This window comes from Aliikangiella maris (genome assembly GCF_040719265.1).
Taxonomy (GTDB): domain Bacteria; phylum Pseudomonadota; class Gammaproteobacteria; order Enterobacterales; family Kangiellaceae; genus Aliikangiella; species Aliikangiella maris.
Genome location: NZ_JBFDAH010000029.1, coordinates 39,732 through 58,525, shown reverse-complemented (window position 1 = coordinate 58,525; position 18,794 = coordinate 39,732). Strand labels below are relative to the sequence as shown.

19 protein-coding genes and 1 pseudogene are annotated in these 18,794 nt (G+C 40.2%); 9 read left to right on the top strand and 11 right to left on the bottom strand.

What is annotated here, in order from left to right; translation table 11 throughout:
* Positions 1-168 precede the first annotated feature (168 nt).
* Together ABVT42_RS19080 and ABVT42_RS19075 are read left to right on the top strand one after the other, a co-directional pair.
* The gene (locus tag ABVT42_RS19080; protein WP_353898006.1) at positions 169-1,149 is read left to right on the top strand and encodes a hypothetical protein; all 981 of its coding nucleotides are present in this window, start codon (positions 169-171) and stop codon (positions 1,147-1,149) included.
* A gap of 109 nt (positions 1,150-1,258) precedes the next feature.
* Positions 1,259-2,716 carry a caspase family protein gene (locus ABVT42_RS19075; RefSeq protein WP_353898005.1) on the top strand — a complete coding sequence of 486 codons (1,458 nt, stop codon included), beginning with the start codon at positions 1,259-1,261 and terminating at the stop codon, positions 2,714-2,716.
* A gap of 1 nt (position 2,717) precedes the next feature.
* Here the strand turns inward: ABVT42_RS19075 and ABVT42_RS19070 are convergent, their stop codons facing one another.
* The 3 genes and pseudogenes from ABVT42_RS19070 to ABVT42_RS19060 form a co-directional block, all read right to left on the bottom strand.
* A complete protein-coding gene (locus ABVT42_RS19070) occupies positions 2,718-2,861 on the bottom strand; it encodes a hypothetical protein (RefSeq protein WP_353898004.1) in 144 nt (47 codons plus the stop codon).
* A gap of 211 nt (positions 2,862-3,072) precedes the next feature.
* Positions 3,073-3,285: pseudogene (locus ABVT42_RS19065) on the bottom strand (IS110 family transposase); the annotation flags it as partial.
* 28 nt (positions 3,286-3,313) lie between these two features.
* Positions 3,314-3,514: a hypothetical protein gene (locus ABVT42_RS19060; RefSeq protein WP_367024251.1), complete on the bottom strand. Its 201-nt coding sequence runs from the start codon at positions 3,512-3,514 to the stop codon at positions 3,314-3,316.
* A 111-nt stretch (positions 3,515-3,625) separates the two neighbouring features.
* On the opposite strand from ABVT42_RS19060, the gene ABVT42_RS19055 reads away from it, so the two are divergent.
* The 5 genes from ABVT42_RS19055 to ABVT42_RS19035 all read left to right on the top strand — a co-directional run bounded on the left by ABVT42_RS19055 (position 3,626) and on the right by ABVT42_RS19035 (position 6,569).
* Complete coding sequence (locus ABVT42_RS19055; protein ID WP_353898002.1) at positions 3,626-4,087, top strand: DUF1761 domain-containing protein; 462 nt, start codon at positions 3,626-3,628, stop codon at positions 4,085-4,087.
* Between the two features lie 261 nt (positions 4,088-4,348).
* Complete coding sequence (locus ABVT42_RS19050; RefSeq protein WP_367024249.1) at positions 4,349-5,488, top strand: EndoU domain-containing protein; 1,140 nt, start codon at positions 4,349-4,351, stop codon at positions 5,486-5,488.
* A 9-nt stretch (positions 5,489-5,497) separates the two neighbouring features.
* The gene (locus ABVT42_RS19045) at positions 5,498-5,884 is read left to right on the top strand and encodes a hypothetical protein (protein WP_353897506.1); all 387 of its coding nucleotides are present in this window, start codon (positions 5,498-5,500) and stop codon (positions 5,882-5,884) included.
* Positions 5,885-6,073: 189 nt separating this feature from the next.
* A complete protein-coding gene (locus ABVT42_RS19040) occupies positions 6,074-6,334 on the top strand; it encodes a hypothetical protein (protein WP_367024247.1) in 261 nt (86 codons plus the stop codon).
* 1 nt (position 6,335) lies between these two features.
* On the top strand, positions 6,336-6,569 hold the full coding sequence (locus ABVT42_RS19035; protein ID WP_353897504.1) for a hypothetical protein: 234 nt from the start codon (positions 6,336-6,338) through the stop codon (positions 6,567-6,569).
* Positions 6,570-6,930: 361 nt separating this feature from the next.
* Here ABVT42_RS19035 and ABVT42_RS19030 read toward each other — a convergent pair whose 3' ends face one another.
* The 3 genes from ABVT42_RS19030 to ABVT42_RS19020 all read right to left on the bottom strand — a co-directional run bounded on the left by ABVT42_RS19030 (position 6,931) and on the right by ABVT42_RS19020 (position 8,616).
* On the bottom strand, positions 6,931-7,881 hold the full coding sequence (locus ABVT42_RS19030; protein WP_353897503.1) for a histone deacetylase family protein: 951 nt from the start codon (positions 7,879-7,881) through the stop codon (positions 6,931-6,933).
* Positions 7,878-8,201 (bottom strand): hypothetical protein, encoded by a 324-nt coding sequence (locus tag ABVT42_RS19025; protein ID WP_353897502.1) that lies wholly within the window; start codon positions 8,199-8,201, stop codon positions 7,878-7,880. The genes ABVT42_RS19030 and ABVT42_RS19025 overlap by 4 nt, the downstream gene beginning before the upstream one ends.
* 199 nt (positions 8,202-8,400) lie before the next feature.
* Entirely contained in the window at positions 8,401-8,616 is a 216-nt protein-coding gene (locus ABVT42_RS19020; RefSeq protein ID WP_353897501.1) for a type II toxin-antitoxin system prevent-host-death family antitoxin, read from the bottom strand.
* 423 nt (positions 8,617-9,039) lie between these two features.
* Between ABVT42_RS19020 and ABVT42_RS19015 the strand changes: the two genes are divergently transcribed.
* On the top strand, positions 9,040-9,285 hold the full coding sequence (locus tag ABVT42_RS19015; protein ID WP_353897500.1) for a hypothetical protein: 246 nt from the start codon (positions 9,040-9,042) through the stop codon (positions 9,283-9,285).
* 358 nt (positions 9,286-9,643) lie between these two features.
* Entirely contained in the window at positions 9,644-10,516 is an 873-nt protein-coding gene (locus ABVT42_RS19010; protein WP_353897499.1) for a TolB-like translocation protein, read from the top strand.
* Positions 10,517-10,711: 195 nt separating this feature from the next.
* Here the strand turns inward: ABVT42_RS19010 and ABVT42_RS19005 are convergent, their stop codons facing one another.
* The 5 genes from ABVT42_RS19005 to ABVT42_RS18985 all read right to left on the bottom strand — a co-directional run bounded on the left by ABVT42_RS19005 (position 10,712) and on the right by ABVT42_RS18985 (position 18,625).
* Complete coding sequence (locus ABVT42_RS19005; protein ID WP_353897498.1) at positions 10,712-13,942, bottom strand: GlyGly-CTERM sorting domain-containing protein; 3,231 nt, start codon at positions 13,940-13,942, stop codon at positions 10,712-10,714.
* A gap of 347 nt (positions 13,943-14,289) precedes the next feature.
* A complete protein-coding gene (locus ABVT42_RS19000) occupies positions 14,290-14,757 on the bottom strand; it encodes a carboxypeptidase-like regulatory domain-containing protein (RefSeq protein ID WP_353897497.1) in 468 nt (155 codons plus the stop codon).
* Between the two features lie 356 nt (positions 14,758-15,113).
* A complete protein-coding gene (locus ABVT42_RS18995) occupies positions 15,114-16,082 on the bottom strand; it encodes a serine/threonine protein kinase (RefSeq protein WP_353897496.1) in 969 nt (322 codons plus the stop codon).
* A gap of 31 nt (positions 16,083-16,113) precedes the next feature.
* Entirely contained in the window at positions 16,114-17,442 is a 1,329-nt protein-coding gene (locus ABVT42_RS18990) for an MATE family efflux transporter (protein ID WP_353897495.1), read from the bottom strand.
* A gap of 94 nt (positions 17,443-17,536) precedes the next feature.
* The gene (locus ABVT42_RS18985) at positions 17,537-18,625 is read right to left on the bottom strand and encodes a ComF family protein (RefSeq protein ID WP_353897494.1); all 1,089 of its coding nucleotides are present in this window, start codon (positions 18,623-18,625) and stop codon (positions 17,537-17,539) included.
* Positions 18,626-18,794: the final 169 nt, after the last annotated feature.

The window sequence follows — 18,794 nt, the reverse complement described above, 5'->3', positions numbered from 1 at the left end:
GAGCTAAAAAAGATATATGGTAGTGAGGCCGGATTTAACAAAGGTAAGCACGATGACAAATAATAGCTCCGGCTTCGCCTCCACTTTCATTTGCTCGTGTTACCGACGTTATGTTTTGATCATTCGTATGAATTTAAATAATTCGGTTCTTAAGCGTACTGGGGTGGAATGAAATTCAAGAGTAGAAATCTACGCGCAATCGCGAAACTGGTAATTGGAGACAAAGAATTCTTTCCTTACCGTTCAAGCAGCTACATCACTCAGTTTTTCGAGGAGTGTGACCTTGATTTCGTCCACGATGGGTCAACGCGTTGGCACTGGACTTCAGAGCGCTTGGAGGAATTACTTCAAGAGCCGCAACCCGCTGCCCATGCCCTTCCAGAACGTTTTGTTCATGTCCTTCGGGTGTTAATGCATAAGTCCGATGCCGAACCAAATGACCCCGATCGCTCGCAGGCATTAGAAGAGTTAAACAAGCCCCTGTCACGGGAGGGCTACGAAGCTTTCTACGGAGAAGATGAACTTCTTTATATTCGCCACATAGGCACAAAAACAATATCCCTTGCTGCGAATCCCCATCGACCATTTACACCAAAAGAAATTGAGAAGCGTGACCAGCTAATTGATTACTTGAATAAATGCTCTGAAGACGAACTAATTGAGGACGTTCTTCTACCTCTATTTAGGCAGTTGGGTTACCACCGCATAACGTCTGCTGGGCATAAAGACAAAGCCTTGGAATATGGTAAAGATATTTGGATGCGGTTCGTCCTTCCCACACAGCATTTTCTTTACTTTGGCATACAGGTTAAAAAGGGCAAGCTGGATGCATCTGGAGTTAGCAAAGCAACAAACGCCAACGTGTCTGAGATCTACAATCAGGTGTTGATGATGCTCGGTCATGAAATATTCGACCCTGAAACAAGTAGGCGTGTTTTAGTTGACCATGCATTTATAGTTGCTGGAGGAGAAATTACCAAGCAGGCGAGAAATTGGCTTGGAGGGAAATTAGACGCGTCCAAGCGAAGCCAGATACTCTTCATGGATCGTGAAGATATACTAAACCTTTACATAGCTAACGGCCTGCCGTTGCCGCAAAAGGCCCTTCCCACAACAGAAACAGACTTTGATGATGATATTCCGTTCTGACTTGGCAATGGAACATAACAAAGCGCTGTTACCGGACAATTTTTCCACCGCTTCGCGGCTCCAAAATTGCCGCAAAGCTTCGCGTTAACTTACAAGGAGTCATGAAGTAATGAGTAGAAGAATGACTGCATTAGTCATAGGAAATGCAGACTACCCAGGTCAAAAGTTGAGAAATACTACAAATGACTCTGAAGACATGTCAGGAAAACTGTCTGAATTTGGCTTTTCAGTTATCCACTTGTCCAATGCGGAAAAAAGAGAGATTGATGATTCTGTTAAATCTTTTAGGGACAATTTGAACAGCAATGACATAGGGCTTTTTTATTTCGCTGGTCACGGCATGCAAATTGATGGCGAAAATTATATAACTGCTATTGATACAGACTTTGATACTGAAATGGATGCTAAATATTCATCATATCCATTGAATAAAGTTATTGAAATAATGGAGAGGAGCAAGAATAAAACAAATATAATCATACTAGATGCTTGTCGAAACAATCCTTATGAAAGAGCATGGCATAGAGCTCCTGGTCAGCGAGGTTTGGCGCCAGTATTTGCACCTAAAGGTACAATCGTAGCTTTTGCTACTTCCCCAGGTGAGGTGGCTGGTGATGGCGCGGGGCGGAATGGATGTTACACAGAAGCTCTTCTTAAGCATATTTCCTCTCCAGATATTCCAATTGAAGAAATGTTTAAAAGAGTTCGAAACTCTCTCTCTGTCATTACAAAAAACAAGCAAACTTCATGGGAGCATACATCTTTATCAGGTGATTTCTTTTTCAATATAAGTCTCGTAAACACAATAGGAAAATACAGAAAAGAATCAATTGCTGATGAGTTGTTCCATATTAAGACTGACGTTGAGTTGCATTCAGTTATATCAAATCTAAAGTCACATGATTGGTATACACAAAATCCTGCTGCAAGAAACCTAAAAATTGAAGATGTTAATTCTTCTGATGCTGACTCAGCTTTCGTATTGGGAAGAAATATATACCAGGCTGCATGTGGCAGCGCCAATGGAGCAAGTGAGTTCATATCAGGATTTAGAGATAGAACTCAAGATATGGATGTTGAATTGAGATCCTCAGTCTTTGAAGGAATGTTATTCGAGATATTCTTCAATTCTAAAGGAGAGTTGAGAGAGAACTTTAAAACTTCGAAGTTTAATAAAGTATTTGAATACCAGCAGTACTCCGAGTTTGATGAGTCATTCAAGTTCATATCTGACATACTGGCAACATACCAAAATAGATTCCATATCATCCCTGGAAAAGATAGGGATGTATCAGTTGATGTAGAAACCAGAGAGAACGATAGTGGTGAACGTAAAGTTATTGGTGTTTATTTAGGGGGTCTTAATCTTCTGAGAGAAGATGAGGACTTCGGCTTCTATGAAGACGATGGTGAAGTGCATTATGAGGCTTTAAGAAAGTCAGCATTTGAGCGCCGCCTTTCTGAAGATATGCTTATACCAAGTTCAAAGCTAACAATTAATTTTGATTTTGAAGCTGACAGAACTTCAAAAATTCTTTTCCCTTATGGATATACGGTAGCAAAGTAAGTTAACAAGGCCAGTCAGTAGGACGCAGCGAAGCTGCGCCTCTGCTGGCAGCGTTGGTATGACTCCCTTTGTCAATTAAAACGTACAAATCCCCACCCTGTTTTTTCAAAGTGCCGCTATCTAAATGTTGGATGAATTCAATCACAGATTAAGGCCAGTAACTTTCGACGGTTCTCATGCTGGTATCCGTGGATTTTATCGCCAAGCGATTAACCTACCTTACTTATTTCGTCGTGGTGCCTGTCTTCAGTCTATGCTCGTGGGTCTAATTAATTTTCATCATCAGCCATCCTAACGCCGTCGGAGATTACACCACCTACCGTGGTTTAATCTGCAATTGAATCCAAAATTATTAATCATGCTGGTACACGAGAGAGTCGTTGTTTGGGATTAACAGGAGAAATAACAACTTCTCGTGTAATGGCCCAAATGTACGCAATCATTTCTCGAGCAATGGCGGTAATCACCACGTTGTAATGTTTACCTCGTTTCATCAATCGTTGATAACGTTTACACAATCGAAGCTGTGCCTTCCAGGCAATATCGATAATGGTTTTGCTCAAGCCTCTTAAAAAAGTGTCTGGTTTTACTTGACCATTACACTTCATAGACAAAATGCAAAGTCGCTTTAGGGTATTTTGATTGCATCTGATTAACGAATTTTACAATCGCTGGTTTAGTCGTTTTGATACGTCCAAAGTGTTCGATAGCCGATTTTCTGGAATAACCCGAATAGGCAATTTCAGTGAACTCTTTATGAGTATCCATACCAATGAAAATTATGGTATCGTTGTTCATGCTAGCCTGTTTTTATGGTGTTTAACGATTCATATATTATGGCACTGGCTGAAAAGTTAACCCACGATAGGGGGCTAGCACTGAATTTTAAAAGATTCCTATGGAGTCATTATGTCTAAGCAATACAACAAAATAACAAGGTCAAATATGAGTTGGGTTACTGAAATACTAAGCATAAATTACATAACTGTAGCGGTAGCGACAATTACAAGTTATGTCTTTGGCTTCGCTTGGTATCATTGGGCAGTTTTTGGTGAAGCTTGGGCAAATTCGTTAGGTATCACAAAGGAACAGGCTGACAATACTGAAGGCCTTGGTGGTGCCTTTGTCATCTCTTTAATTTCGGGTTTATTAAAAACATTATGTCTTGCCATGCTAATGGCAGCATTAAATATATCTGGTTTTCTAAGCGGTTTATTTTTTGGCGCAGTGATTGCGGTTATATTTATAGTTACATCATTGGGTTACTACGATGGCTTTGCTAGAGTATCTCCAAAACTAACATTAATTAACGCGGCACACAGCATCATTGAACTTACTTTAATTGGTACAATTATCGGTGCTTTATCTTGACAAGAATGACCTAACAAATTTGTCAACGTGGACTCCATTTCTGTTGTTTCTAATATGTGTTTAAATAGCAAAACCATTAATTGCATACTGGTTCACAAAATTAAATTAGTGAGAGAAGTAATACTTTGGTAGGATATATTCATCACTAAGCAGGTAATGTGATAAATACTTAGTTACCTGTGATATTTCGAATGTAGAGAAAACATTTAAATATCGAAAAGATTTGAAAAGTGAGTCAATTCTTAAAAAGGACTTAGCATCATGTTATTCGACCCATTCTACGTCAGATCGCGCAGCCGCAGGCGCTTTTTATTTGCCCCTTATTTTTTTGAAGCTAACCCGCTCGAATTTGAAATTAATACCGAATGTAAAACGCGTGATGATATTTTTATCAAGCAATTTTTATGGCGACTGACCGATGAACAAAACTTCCCGCAGCACCTCTGGCGAATCGTCGAAAAAATTGGTCATTACCACGGTTTAACCATTCAGTCCTGGTATACCGAGGATGATGTCATCGATGACTTAGTCCACCTCATCAAAATTCAAACGATTATAGTGTATAACTGTTTAATTCGAGATGAATATGAATTAGAGGGCTTCCTTGGTGATTATGGCTGGGGTGATAATCAAATCGAATACTTAGAGCGGTATCGTGCTGAAAATGGTGAGTATGATCCCAATTATTTTTGGCCATTGGAAGAATATTACAAATTGCTCGACACTAATCCCACCGCGGCAGGTATAGCCAAAAAGTTTCGTGAAAAGCATACAAGGCGGGTTGAAGCTGAGCGGCGGTTAATTGTAAATAAAGCTAAGCCTAAGGAAAAAGCAGATTATGATGCGAGTGTTGAACAATCAGGGAATATTGTTGATAATGAGCGGACGCATCGTAGTGAGTTGGGGAGAGATGTTCCAAACAAGAAAGTAAACAAATATAGCGGAGATCCTCTGAAAGATGACTTTGTTGGTCCGCTAGATTTAAATACTTTAGCTTCTAAAAATGTTCACAAAGTAACTGCACCAATAGATTTCGATGGCCATATTCTAAGTGGAGAAATAAAGCCTAATGGAAATGTAGTTGGTGGACACTCAATTGCTAGCGGAAATGTTAGAGTGATTCCTGGAACGGAAAGTTCGCCGAATGCTTTTGGTGTTTACAAAGCAAAAATTGAAGTTCCAGACCCTTCAAATCCAGGACAGTTTTTACCAAAGTCTAATAATGGCGGTTACTCGACTATGTTCCCTGACTCATGGACAGCAGATAGGATAAAAGTCGAGGTGGATACCGCATTCCATAGTAGAACCGTAAATGGTGGTAAGTGGACCGGAGTAACTCCAAGTGGCGTTACTGTTGAAGGATGGATGACACCAAAAACGACTGTATACCCAAAACTCTAGGAGTAATATATGAAATTAGAATTATATTGGGAAGAGGATGATGGGCAACTGGTTCCTCGTTGCCATTCAGATGATGTTAACAGTGATGGAATAAATTTGGTTTCTTGCTTGCTGATGGATGACGGAGGAATTCCTTATCAAGAGACTGTTCAGTGGATTGAGGAAGGTGTTGAGAAAGTTGAAGCAATTAGTAATGATTCAAATTCGTCCTTAGACTGGAGTAGAGAAGCATGGGGAGCTTCTCTAACACCAGAAGTGACAAAAGTTTATTCTTTACACGATGAAGAATATTTTTCAGAAATCTCAACTTCTGAATTTAAAGAAATTTTAACAATGTGGCGAGATTTTATTAAGTCAACTCCTGATTTAAACGATAGGAGATGCAAAGAGAGTTAAATAGTTCCAGACAAAAATTTACCACTAGGAGCGCGTGGTCCGGCGACTGCATGGGACGGATTCGATGAGGCATTAGCTGGCGGTCCCGTAAGAGATTTCACTACGGATCGTATTAAAGTGACTACCAGAGGAATCGAGGTTGTCGAGAAACATACTAGTAGGTTCGGTTTTGATGATGCAAATCAGATAATGATTGATCGACTAAAACGAATTGAAGCTGGTGAAATTGATGTAACTCCACAAGATCTCAATTTCTACTCTCATGAATTGCGTGAATATGTGAGGTATCGGAAGCTCGGTTATGAAACTGGTGTTCCAGCGAATACCGATGCAGCTACTGATTTGTGGCGTCAGACACATAGTGCAACTTTGGATGATTACAATCTGCCGCTTCAAGCAGATGAATTGCTTTACCATCCCGACGCATTAAAGGTTTTATACGGTGATTGATATGCTTACTGAAAGTCAAAAAATGTTGTTGTCTTTGATTGCTGAAAAAGAAGGTAAGCTGAACTGGTACAAGATAGGTCGAATTTATATAAATAAATTTAATACACCATCTGAACTGAGTGAAAGCTTTAAGTATTTAGAAAATGAGGCTTTGATTGAATCACGAGAGATAGAGGGTGAACCTCTATCTCGATTGTATATAACTGCAAAGGGTAAGCAGGCTTTAGCTATGTGATGTTGTTCCAAACAGTACACGGTTAGCGGGGGCTGCTACAAAAGTTCACCAAACCGAAAAGCTCTGGATTAACAACGCTAACGGACCCAGAAGTTTAGAAGATGCAATCCTATTTGCAGATGAAAGAGGTTCCTTCTTCGAAGGAATCGTCGATTATAAAAAAATTAGCAATACAGAAGTAATTGTCGAAGTTGGTAGGGGACTAAATGTTAAGTTTGTTTCCGTACCCGACAAAATATAGGGGTCAAGCATATTTTACAATATATTAAGTCTAAACTAAAAACTGAACGGGGACAGTCATCAATTAAAATGCACCGAGTTGGTGCATTTTTTCTTTGTAAGTTACAATATTTTAAAAAAATTATGAAAAATGGCTGTCCCGACTCTGTCGCACTAAATCTACACATGTGGAAATAGCGCGAATAACACTTTTTGCGCTGTCCTTGGAGTAGCCTCCGCCGCCTAACATCACCGTAGGAATAGAGTGTTGACTGAGAGCTTTAAGTGTAAGCTTTTCCCGTTCCGCAACATCATCAATACTGAGACACAGCCCACCCAATTTATCGCTCATCAAGGTATCTGTTCCAGCCACGACAAATGCCAGGCGGTAGTCATTATCCAATTTTTCCAGTGCTTCACTGTATCTCTGCAAATAAGTTTGACCGTCTGTTCCAGGTGGAAGAGGAACAGGAATATCTACGCGATCGCGTGTGTAACCAGACGTTGGATAAATACCAGCATTGTAGACATCCAAGATCGTCACATGCCTGTTTTCCATAAAGGTATAAGCATTACCATTGCCATGGTGCGCATCCGTATCGATAATCAGTATTTTGTCATTCGCTGAAAGCAAGCCGTTTTTAATCAGCTGCTGATGACAGATGCCGACATCATTGTAAATACAAAACCCTTCCATATTCTGTTGCATCGCGTGATGATATCCGCCGGATACATTCCAATAAACGCCACCATTTTTTAATGCCTGAGTTGCACCGAAGATCGTTCCGGCAACCCCCCAGCGCATCGGAGTAAGGATTTTACGATCAAGAAAAGAGAAGCCAATCAATGGAATTCGTGGCACTTCTAATGCTTGGAAAATACCGTTTTTATTCCTTACTCGATGCTGCATGATGCTTGAAAGAAATTCATCGATGATATCCATGCTTACAGCATCTGAAGGCTCAACAAATTCAACCCCCGCGTTTTTCTTCAGTCCATCATAAATAGTCTGGAATTTGGTTCCATCAAAGGGATGCAAGTAGTTCAGCAGACCGAGGTCGATATTGTAGTGTTTGCTATAAATTACTTTCATGCGGGTGCCTTGCTATGTGCTGCGAGTTCTCGTGCGTATCGTAAAATCTCGTTGGGCGTCCAGATGCCACGCCCCAATGTTCTTCCCAATCGCCCATAATCTTGAGCGCAGGGGTGAAAGCTGGGCTCCTTTTCACAGGCAACTTTTAAACACTCAGCAACCACGTGTGAACAGTTATACTTTGCTAACTGATACCTTGGCGTGTTGGACATAAGGTCAGCAATATATCGAGACAATTTTGCTTGGTTTATGTGTGGAATAACGACAGTAGTAGGTTGGCGACCACCCTCCGCCTGAATATCCTCATGGAGGGCATTCATAAACGAACCGGGATGGCTTCTTTTGATTTTCAGGTCTTTCTTTCCGGCTGCATCTTCGGGCCAGAAACTGACATAGTTCGCTCCAAACGAGAGTGAGGCATGCCCTACCATATTGCCATGTGGTGTCCAAACATGAACTTTTAACAAGGTTTGTCTCCTTTGCGATTATTATGGTTTAATGAGAATCCAGAGGGCCTGGTCAATCATGCTCACCTTTTTCAAGGCTATCGAATAAAGACTCACCATCAACTGTATTGCCAGCTTCGATATCAGTTTTGGCTTGCGCAGCTCTCGATTGCAGCAATCTTACTTTGAGCGATTCAATACTCTCATACTCATCCATTGAGATAACCACGGTAACCGGCTTGCCGTTTCTGTTAATTTGGACGGGAGCACGCTGTATCTTGAGCAGCATGTTGCCAAATTGAGTTTTGGCTTCAATTGGCAGTTAGAACATCCATTAGTTGTTACCACGCTACCGTTCGATTCGTTTAGTTTATGCGAGTCATCCTAAAATCGTCAATAGTGCAGTCTATCAATATGTATACTTTATGATAGACATGAAAAAGCCCACCAAAACTACTATTATAAGTAATCAATCAAAACCTTTAAAGAGATATGATAGAAAATGCCGCGTGTGGGATATGCTAGAGTGAGTTCGACCGGTCAAAGCCTTGAAGTGCAACTGGAAAACTGAACGGGGACAGCCATCAATTAAAATACACCGAATTGGTGCACTTTTTCTTTGTAGTTTACAATATTTTAAAAGATTTATGAAAAATGGGTGTCCCGACTCTGTTGTTGAGCTAGTATCGCTTGGGATTCTTTTGGAGATATTTTGGACGATGCCTTAAAAGATCATCCAGAAATAATTGAAAGTATAAAAAGTGAGGAGTGGATATATTCAGGAACGTATTCATTTATTGATTTACAAGCTTCAGACTTTAATTTAGCTATTAAAAAGATACGAAGCTTTATTGAAAATATTAATGCGCCAACTGAATATCAGCTTTATGGTATTGCACTTTGGAGTGACGTTTTGGAGCCTCTTTTTCCTAAAGATTTTCGTTATAACGAAAACTAATTAATGTTGTTCCAAATAATGCAATCAGTCGAGGTGAAATGCTTCGAGAGAAGTATAGTCACCTTTCATTAACCGAAAGATTAGCAAGAATCGAAATGCTCGCATGAATGAGGGCAACCATAACTCGTTATTCTAATTATTTGGGTTTGATTAAATTAATATAAAATTAGGTAAAGAAAAAATGGCAGGGTTTTAAATTATTAGGTCGGTTTATTTTGAATTTTGAGTTGGCTTTTAATGAAAATTTAAATTTCAAGCGTAGGTGGTCCTCAGCAAAAGCTGATACGAACAATGATTTAACGTATTTCATTGTTTACAATATAAATATAAATACAAATATAAATATGAAGGACAAATAATGAAATATATCTATACATTGTTGACTCTAATGTTTTTAGCTTTTTGGAGTATGGGTGAAAGTCACGCTCAAGATAATTCCGCAATACTAACAGGCCCTTATTTGGGGCAAAAAGCTCCAGGTTTAACGCCAGAGGTTTTTGCGTCTGGTGTCGTTTCAACAAAAGGCTGGGAAGTTGGTGGTGTGTTTACACCTAAGCTCAATGAATTTTATTTCATTCGAAATAACAAGAAAAGTGAAGAGCAAGAAATAGTCGTTTTTAAAAATATTAATAATCAGTGGCATGAATCAATTTTTTCACCCAGACTCGGTACGCCATTTTTTTCACCTGATGGCAATACCATGCATTTGGGGCGGCGCTATAGAGAAAGAACAGAAACTGGTTGGACAGAACTGAAAATGTTAGCGGCTCCTTTTGCCGAATTGCCAATTATGCGGCTATCAGCTTCTGCTAAAAAGACTTACTATTTTGATGAATTTAAAAGTGATTTAACGGGAGATATTCGCTATTCGCGTTTGGTGAATGGAAAATATGAAGAACCCAAATTACTCGGAAAAACAATAAATTCAGGAAGAAGCTTTCATCCGTTTATTGCGGCAGATGAATCTTATTTGATTTTTGATAGCAAAAGAGAGGGGGGATATGGCGATTCCGATCTGTATATTTGTTTTAGAAAACAAGATGGTTCATGGGGTAAGGCCATTAATTTGGGAGATAAGATAAATACTGAAAGCTGGGAAGCGCTTGCTAGCGTTACACCTGATGGAAAATATTTATTTTTTAATCGTAATATGTCGCCAGGCAGCTATGAAAATGTTGATATATTTTGGGTTGATGCGCAATTTATTGACGCATTAAGACCAAAGGAATAGTGTTGGTAATAATTTCAACAAGAACTCAGTTTACTAAAATATGATGTTTTATCGGTATTGAGTAAAACTGAAATACAATAAAAAAAGCGTACTCAAATGAGTACGCTTTAATTTGCTTAAGCCATTTAGTTAAGCGAATTACTTAAGCAATCGACGGTAACAAAAGAAAGATAGTGACCGCCCATGGCTAATAACTTATTTAAACCTGCGTCGCAAGGCAACCAAAGGTAGTAATAAGACTGATAGCCAACCAAAGCTACCGCCACCACCATCAGGTTGTTTTACTTCAAACTCAATACTTTCACTATGCGTGTTATTGCTGTTTTGATGATCATTTGCGGTCACGGTAAACTTAGCAATACCTTCTTTATTGCCAATTTGCGCTACAGAAATTTCACCCGTGGTTGGATCGATATGAACAGTAGCAAAATCTAGCAGCTGTGGTGTAATGCTGTAAGAGACCGTTTGCTCTGTTTCATCTGCGGGCACTGGAGCTGGTGTAACTGTTGCTACGCTAATAATCCCCTCGTGACCAAATTCAACACTGGTTGTGCCAGGGTTTAAACTAAATACTGGCGCATCATTTACAGGCGTCACAATAACGGTTAAGTTGGCGTTGGTTGAAGTTGCTTCACCTGCGGCAAGACTATTCCAGCTAATCACTGTTTCACCGTTAAAATTATCATTTGGAATAAATTGAAGATTATTCATCTCAGTGATTGCAATTGGGGTTAACTCAGTAATTTCGGTATCGCCTAAAACCAAGCGACCATTTTCTGGTAGTGCATGTATATTGATGGCTTCAATAACAGGGTAGCCGCCAGAAAATAAATTGAACAGGTTAGCGGTTAAACTAACTGGTGTGTCTTCTGCGGTTGTCACGCTGGTAGAAATTGCTGAAGGCAATGTAGAGAGTTCTACTTTGTATGCACTCCGTCCGTGAGTAAATGCAAAGAGTTCGCCATTTTTTATTTCTAAATGAGCAACTGCAGTATTGGCAAATCCACTACCATCAACTGACCAGTTAAGGCCGCCATCAACGGATATAAAGATCCCCATATCTGTACCGACAATCACTCGTGCAGTGTTATTGGGATCGATTACCACCGTGTTCACCGGAATATCCGGCAAGCCATTTGCTTGTCCCATTTTATCGATAGGTTGCCAGGTTAACCCACCATCGTAAGTTCGCCAAATGTGTGGTACACCAAAGGTTGAGTAAGTGGCATAAGCAATCAGGTTGTTGGACGGACTGATTGCAATATCTGAAACATAACCATCAGTTGGCTTTACTGAATACCATTGTGTGGTCGATGTGGTTTCGGTTGCCGCAGTACTAATTAAGATTAAGCCAGAATCAGTACCAGCCATAACCCGATCAGAATTTCCTGGTGCAACCGCCCATTCTGACACGATAGAGTCATCAATTGTTGGTGCACTGGCTTGCGTCCAGTTATCACCTTGATCAAAAGTTCGCCATAGACGGTTGTTACCAATCCACAAAATGTCTGGATTATTATTATCCATCATAAATGGGGTAATAAATGGAAATAAATAACCATCTTCTATACCTGCAGTAATGTTTTCCCAAGCGCCGCCATCTCGCGATCGATTTAAGGAGAGCCCTGTGGTTTCTGCAAATATTGTATTTGGCGTGCGTGTATCGATTGCTACCCAGCCGCCATCACCACCTAACAGTTCGACCCAATTTTGAGGACCAGAGGCAATAGAACCCAAGTTTGTACCATTATCCTGTGTGCCTCCAAAAAAGAAATTGCCATCAGGGGTTACCGTGCCATGATAAAACTGAGTGACCGAATAGTTATTATTCAGGCCACTCCAGGTAACGGTATTTTCAACTGGGGCGCCACAGATACCAGCAATTCCAAGAGTCGCACCATCAGTATTATCTGTTTTTTGTATACCGCCGTCGTTGCCAACGAATAATGTTTTATTGGTTTCGCCATCATAATCAGGATGGAACACAATGATATGCTGATCGGCATGTGCATAATTGGGGTTAACCGGATTATCCCACCAGCGACTCACTGCATCCCAATTAGCACCTGCATTATCTGAGCGCCATAAGTCGATGCCACCAGCCCAGACAATATCAGGATTGACCGGATCAACTTCAATAATATTGTCATACCAGCCTTGGTTGAAGAAAGAACGCGATGGACCCCATCCGCACTCAGGAAACATTCCAAAGACAGTATTTGATAATAAAAGTGTGCTGACAATGTCTGGATTTTCATTTGAGTTTTTAACTTCCCAGGTCGCACCGCCATCTGCACTGCGGTAAAGTTTATAAAAGCCAAATCGATAAGCTGATTGGTCATATTGATTGCTTGATGCCAGTGCATACACAATATTTTGATCCGATGGCGCGTAAGCCAGTGTTGTTCTGCCGAGTAACTCATCTTGAATGACGGGAGTAAATGAGTCTCCACCATTGGTGCTACGATAAACGGTCGCACCTGAAAAAGAACCACAAGCAACAAGTAGTTCGTCTGTTTCTAGGTCGGAGCGAACTTTGATATCCAGACAACCCGCTCTGTCTGATGCTTGCATAATGTTATTCCAGCTGGTTCCACCATCATCTGAGCGAAATACTCCGGCACGGGTTGCTGCATAAACTCGGTTTTCGATTGTATGGCTGGCTTCAATTTTATTGACATAATGAAACTGTGAATTGTTACCGGTACTGGTTAACTGGTTCCAAGTACTCCCGCCATCGGTAGATTTAAAAATACCATCACCCCGCAGAGCATCACCATTGAAAAAGCCTTCACCGGTTCCTGCATATATTGTATTACTATCTGTTGGTGAGAAGGTTAATGTGGTTACTGCAAGATTTAACATCATGTCATCAAGTGGCAGCCAGTTTTGTCCTGCATCGGTGGTTTTCCAAATGCCGCCTGCGACACCTGCGGCATACATGGTTGTTGGTGTATCAGGATCGATAATTAAGGCGCGGGTTCGTCCTCCAATATTACCAGGGCCAATATTTTGCCACTCTCTAATGACTCCAGGATCGGACATTTTGGCTGCAACCTGGTTTGAATCAATCAAACTTGCACCACGTAACTGATTACGGCTAGGTTTTTGTTTATTTTGTTTAAAGGAATATTGTGGCATATCTGCCATATGTACCAATGCTTGTGCATATTTTTCTGTGGGTAGTTTTTTTTCGCCAATAGGTGCTCGTTGTTTAACATAAAAGTCGCGAGCTTCCTGTGGCTTGTCAAAACGCTTTGGATGAGCTTCTTTTTTGGTTTTTTTGGCCGTTAAAAAAGCCTGCTGTTGTTGTGAAATGGGGTATTTCGAGACTTTATCTTTGTCTTGATAATAGTAAGCGCTGCCGGCGATTAATGCACCCGAAACACATACTGCAACCGCTGATAAGGGAATTTTCTTTTGCATGTAAATATACCTATGATTTAATGTTGATTTTTTATTGTTGTAATTATTGTCGTTATAAAAGTTGTTATTTTCTTAGCTTTATTTTCCTGTCATTACTTAAACTTTTTTTCGTGATTAAATCTTTTTTATTTTATGATGACTGTGATTACATTAATGGACCCTTTTGTAATATCGATTGTAGATTTGCTGTCACCTTCTATATGGATGATGATTCGTTTTAAAATAGAATGTCGCGTAATCCATAATCCAGATGTCCGTGCCTTAAACTAAAAATTTTAAAATTAGAAGTGCTAAAATTAGAAGTTCTAAAATTAGAAGTTCTAAAATTAGAAACTCTAAAACTGGACTTATCGCAACATCGCACGAAAAGTAAAATCAAACGCTGTTTGGTTTTCAGAAACTACTACCGTCTGAGGCGTAACTGAAAATGGTCCACGATATTGCACGCGATATTGACCTTGAGGGAGTTCGCTTGAAAACTGGCCATTGGTATCGCTGGTGATGGTATATTGTTTTTGAGAATTTTGGTGTATAAGTATAAAGCTTAATCCTGCAGGTTGTTTTTCCTGACAACTTTTTTTATCAAATGTTGGCATTGCGCCACAAGATTTTTCAATATTAACAGAGCCTGTCACTGTAATTAAATTCATGGTCTTACCGTTAGTGAGTGAGGGCGAGGTGTGTTTTTCAACGGTTTTATTTTCTTGTTTTACTTCATTAACGAGTTGACTTTTTTCTTTGCAGGCAGCAGTCGTGAATAGACAATAAATAATAAGCGATAGCTGAATACAGCATTTTTGTTTTGTGCTAAGCAATGTTTCACCACGGTAATTCAAGTATTAATGATCGATCGAAAGTTGTTATCTATATAAATTATTTGACATAAACTCGACAATTATAAACGCGTTTTTATATCCAGTGAATCAACTTGTTAAAATTAACGACATTTTTTTTAACGAATGAATTAAAAGGTCATTTTGTTGATGTGAAGTTTTATAATTGGGTTATTAATGGTTTAGTCAATAAAAGTCAAAACGGGTTAAGCAAACCAATCAATTATATCCTTTCTTTAATCACTCATATTACCTGCAGTATTTTTAATCAGATAATGATTACAGAGAATAATTGGATTTAATTCAAACTTAATTTGAAATTTAAAATTAACATCTGCTCAATCCTGTTGTACAAGATAGAGTTGCTCTTTTAAATAGAGTACCTGTTCTTCCCAATACTTTGTGGTATTAAACCAACCAAAATTATGTTGAAAGCTGGGATCATGCCAGCGCTGTGCAAGCCATGCGCTGTAGTGCAGCATGCGTAATGCTCGCAGAGGTTCAATCAGCTTGAATTCACGATCATCGAATTCTCTGAAATCTTCATAGCCTTCTAATATTGCATTCCATTGTGAAGCATCTTGTGCATCGTTAATTAACATCCACAAGTCTTGAACGGCTGGTCCCATTCGACTGTCATCAAAATCAACAAAGTGTGGGCCATTATCGGTCCAAAGCACATTGCTGGGGTGGCAGTCGCCATGTAATCTGAGCAGTCTTTGTGGTGTATAACGACTGAATTTTATTTCGCAATATTCTAAGATTTGTTGCGTTGTGGTTTGATATGCTTGTTGAATATGAGTGGGTATAAAGTCAGCGGCTAACAAATAGTTTACCGCATCATGTCCGAAACTTTGCAGGGTTAGAGTCGGACGATATTTAAAGTCTGTGGCTTCGCCCATTAAGTGAATTCGGCCGATAAAACGACCAAGCCATACAAGTGTCTCTTTATCGTCCAGGTTTGGGGTGCGACCGCCTTTATTAGGATAAATCGCAAACCGATAGTTGGCATGGGAAAAAAGTGTTTGTTGGTTAATCGTTAGTGGTGCGACAACTGGAATCTCATTGGCTTCAAGTTCTTGGGTAAATTGATGTTCTTCAATTATTTGCGCATCACTCCAACGATTAGGACGATAAAACTTAACCACGAAACGTTGTTCATCATAATCACGAAATTGATAAACACGATTTTCATAACTATTTAAGGCGAGCAGCGCAGCCTGGGGCGCTAGTCCGACAGATTCTAAGGCATCTAAAACATGATCGGGGGTTAGTTGATAAAAATCTTGTAGTTGCTCAGGGTTCATCGTATTCATCTTGTTGATTTTTTATTGGTGGCTAGTTTAATTGAATTTTACTCCACTCGCGCTTTATCCAGAGTTTAGCAAACCAAAAGGTTTGAAATAAACGATACAGTCCTTGTGTTAGCCAAATTGCAGTTAAGCCCATGCCCAGGTACGGACCAATAATCCAGGCAAGCGGCAGAAAAATAAGCCACTGACAAATAATGCCAACCATCATTGTGGTTTTGGTTGCACCAGCTCCCTGCAATGAAGACATCAATACCAGATTGACCGCATCAATAATGATCGCGATGGCAACAATTTGCAGTGGTTTGGTGGCCAGCGCTATGACATCTGGTTCGTGGAAAAAGGCGCTGAGCAAAATTTCTGGAATAAACAGCATGGGAATACTGATTAAAGATATTCCCGCCGCTGCAATTTTAGCGGTATCCCAGGCCCATTGATAAGCATCTTCAATCTCTTTTCTACCAAGCGCCTGACCAACCAGCGTGGCTGAACTCATGCCAAACCCAATTGATGGCAGAATGGCGACCAGTGTTAAAGTGGTCAAAATATTGGCTGCGGCTAGCTCTTTGGTACCAATTTGACCGACAATCCAAAAAAGCGTGGTAAAGCCCAAGGCAAAGAAAAGTTGCTGTAGAGATGAAGGGAAAGAGATTTTAATCACCTGCAATAATGTCTGCCGAGTTGGCAGGTGTAATCCAAATCCGTATTGTTGGGTGTAGCGCATTGTCAAATAAAAATACATCAATGTGCCGCCAAACATCGATAGCATTGTACCAAGACCCGCGCCTTGAGTCCCTAAAGCAGGAAATCCCCAATTGCCAAAAATTAGCAGATAGTTCAATAATATATTGAGGCTATGCATAATAATGAGCGTTTTAAAATAAAAGCGGGTGAGTTTTATTGCACTGAGATAGCCGCGAAAACTAAAATTCATGCCGACAGCAACAATGCCAAATAACCTGGCATCGAGATAAACACTGCCATGCTTAATGACCTCGGGATCTTGGTTAACTAAAGTAATTAACGACTCACTGAAATAAATCAGAACAGCGCTTAACGGAATACCTGCAACTAAAATAGTGAGTAACGCGCCATTGAGCGGATTGGCTGCGATTTCATGTCGGCCTTCACCGATGCGACGTGCAACCATGGCTTGAACACCTGCCGCCATTCCCATAAACAACGATGCTGCGACAAAATTGATAAAACTGGCTAGACCCACCGCAGCCAATTGATTTGACCCTAGCTGACCTACCATGATGCCATCGACCAGATTGAGAATATTTTGCGACATCATGCCGCCAATAATGGGTAAGGCTATTTGAAAGATCTGCGCTGAGCGTTCGCGTGGAACCAATGAAACCTCAAATTTTGTTGCATTGTTTAGTGGGGCAACAGTGTATCACTTTAAATTTCAAAGGCGAGCGCGATTTGTTATTGAAAGTGTTACCTTATGTTGTGATCGCGCGCGCAACGCACCAAACATCGACTTTTTTAACACCTGCGGTTATTAAACACTGACTCAGTGTTTCGACTGTTGCGCCAGTGGTCATCACATCATCAACAATGGCAACATGTTCAGGTAGTTTGCTTAACTCGTGCTCATTGACTGCAAAAGCCTGTTGGAGATTACCTTTTCGTTCATCGGCAGGAAGACTCGATTGTGGCAAAGTATTTTTAATCCGCAGAACACTGTTAGATAACAGCTTGATTGGTTGAGATGTGGTTTTCAATTTATATCTGTTAGAGAAAAGTGCGGCTAATCGTTTTTTGAGGTTATGCTGGCTACTTTGGCAATCAAGGTTGGTGCATTGATAGTCGTATTGAAAGTGTTTGACTAATTGTTTGGCAATTAACTGCGACTGATTAAACCCGCGCTGTTTTAACCTGATTGGGTGAAGCGGGACCGGAATTATTGCACGAGGTAAAGATTTTTCCTGATAAAAACTGACGATTTTAGAGAGTAAGGGCTGACTAAGCAAAGCGACAAATTCCAGGCGCTGATTAAACTTTAGCTGACTGATTAATTGTTTAATTGGCTTATCGTATAAATAGCCAGCAATAGCGCTGGCGAAAGATGGCGCCTTTTTTAGACAAGCTCCGCAAATCAAGCGATTATGTGAGGAATGGTCGACGGATTGGTGCGCCAGAGGCAAGGCACAGCTTTCACAAGCCTGCAGCAAGCGTGGAAGCTTAGTGACGCAATGATCACACAATATTAGCTGATTGATTGGACGGGCATTAATAGGCTGGAGCAAGGCATCTTGTGAGTAGGAGGTCTGAACAGCTGGTATTTGACCGGTGTTGATTTGCAAAGACTTGTTTTGTAAAGGTGCGGTTTGCAAAGGCGCGGACAGTAATGTGTTGAATTGTAAAGAGTTAGGATGCAAAAGCTGGGCTGGTATTGTGCCCGATTGCCGCGCAGCATGGCATAAATAACAGACCCCCAGTGCACTCAACCGATGGGATAAAATCGATCCACTAAAACAGCGTAGATTGTGTAGAATTTCAGGCAAATACTTTGATGGGCTAAAAAACATGCTAATGTTAACTTTTAATCCTTGTTAAACTTGACAATAAGTCCTAAGTCCCTAATATAGTGACGCTTTTAGTAATGCATTAAATTACCGATTAACCAAAACAGATTAATCGAAACAGTTTAACCAAAACATTTTAACCATAGCTTTGATTCTGGCATTAACCGGCTTA

Bases quoted from the DNA above. Each gene is read 5' to 3' on its own strand.
- ABVT42_RS19080 (WP_353898006.1), top strand. From the start codon at position 169: ATGAAATTCAAGAGTAGAAATCTACGCGCAATCGCGAAACTGGTAATT.
- ABVT42_RS19075 (WP_353898005.1), top strand. From the start codon at position 1,259: ATGAGTAGAAGAATGACTGCATTAGTCATAGGAAATGCAGACTACCCA.
- ABVT42_RS19060 (WP_367024251.1), bottom strand. From the start codon at position 3,514: ATGAACAACGATACCATAATTTTCATTGGTATGGATACTCATAAAGAG.
- ABVT42_RS19055 (WP_353898002.1), top strand. From the start codon at position 3,626: ATGTCTAAGCAATACAACAAAATAACAAGGTCAAATATGAGTTGGGTT.
- ABVT42_RS19050 (WP_367024249.1), top strand. From the start codon at position 4,349: ATGTTATTCGACCCATTCTACGTCAGATCGCGCAGCCGCAGGCGCTTT.
- ABVT42_RS19045 (WP_353897506.1), top strand. From the start codon at position 5,498: ATGAAATTAGAATTATATTGGGAAGAGGATGATGGGCAACTGGTTCCT.
- ABVT42_RS19040 (WP_367024247.1), top strand. From the start codon at position 6,074: ATGATTGATCGACTAAAACGAATTGAAGCTGGTGAAATTGATGTAACT.
- ABVT42_RS19035 (WP_353897504.1), top strand. From the start codon at position 6,336: ATGCTTACTGAAAGTCAAAAAATGTTGTTGTCTTTGATTGCTGAAAAA.
- ABVT42_RS19030 (WP_353897503.1), bottom strand. From the start codon at position 7,881: ATGAAAGTAATTTATAGCAAACACTACAATATCGACCTCGGTCTGCTG.
- ABVT42_RS19025 (WP_353897502.1), bottom strand. From the start codon at position 8,201: ATGAATGCCCTCCATGAGGATATTCAGGCGGAGGGTGGTCGCCAACCT.
- ABVT42_RS19020 (WP_353897501.1), bottom strand. From the start codon at position 8,616: ATGCTGCTCAAGATACAGCGTGCTCCCGTCCAAATTAACAGAAACGGC.
- ABVT42_RS19010 (WP_353897499.1), top strand. From the start codon at position 9,644: ATGAAATATATCTATACATTGTTGACTCTAATGTTTTTAGCTTTTTGG.
- ABVT42_RS19005 (WP_353897498.1), bottom strand. From the start codon at position 13,942: ATGCAAAAGAAAATTCCCTTATCAGCGGTTGCAGTATGTGTTTCGGGT.
- ABVT42_RS18995 (WP_353897496.1), bottom strand. From the start codon at position 16,082: ATGAACCCTGAGCAACTACAAGATTTTTATCAACTAACCCCCGATCAT.
- ABVT42_RS18985 (WP_353897494.1), bottom strand. From the start codon at position 18,625: ATGTTTTTTAGCCCATCAAAGTATTTGCCTGAAATTCTACACAATCTA.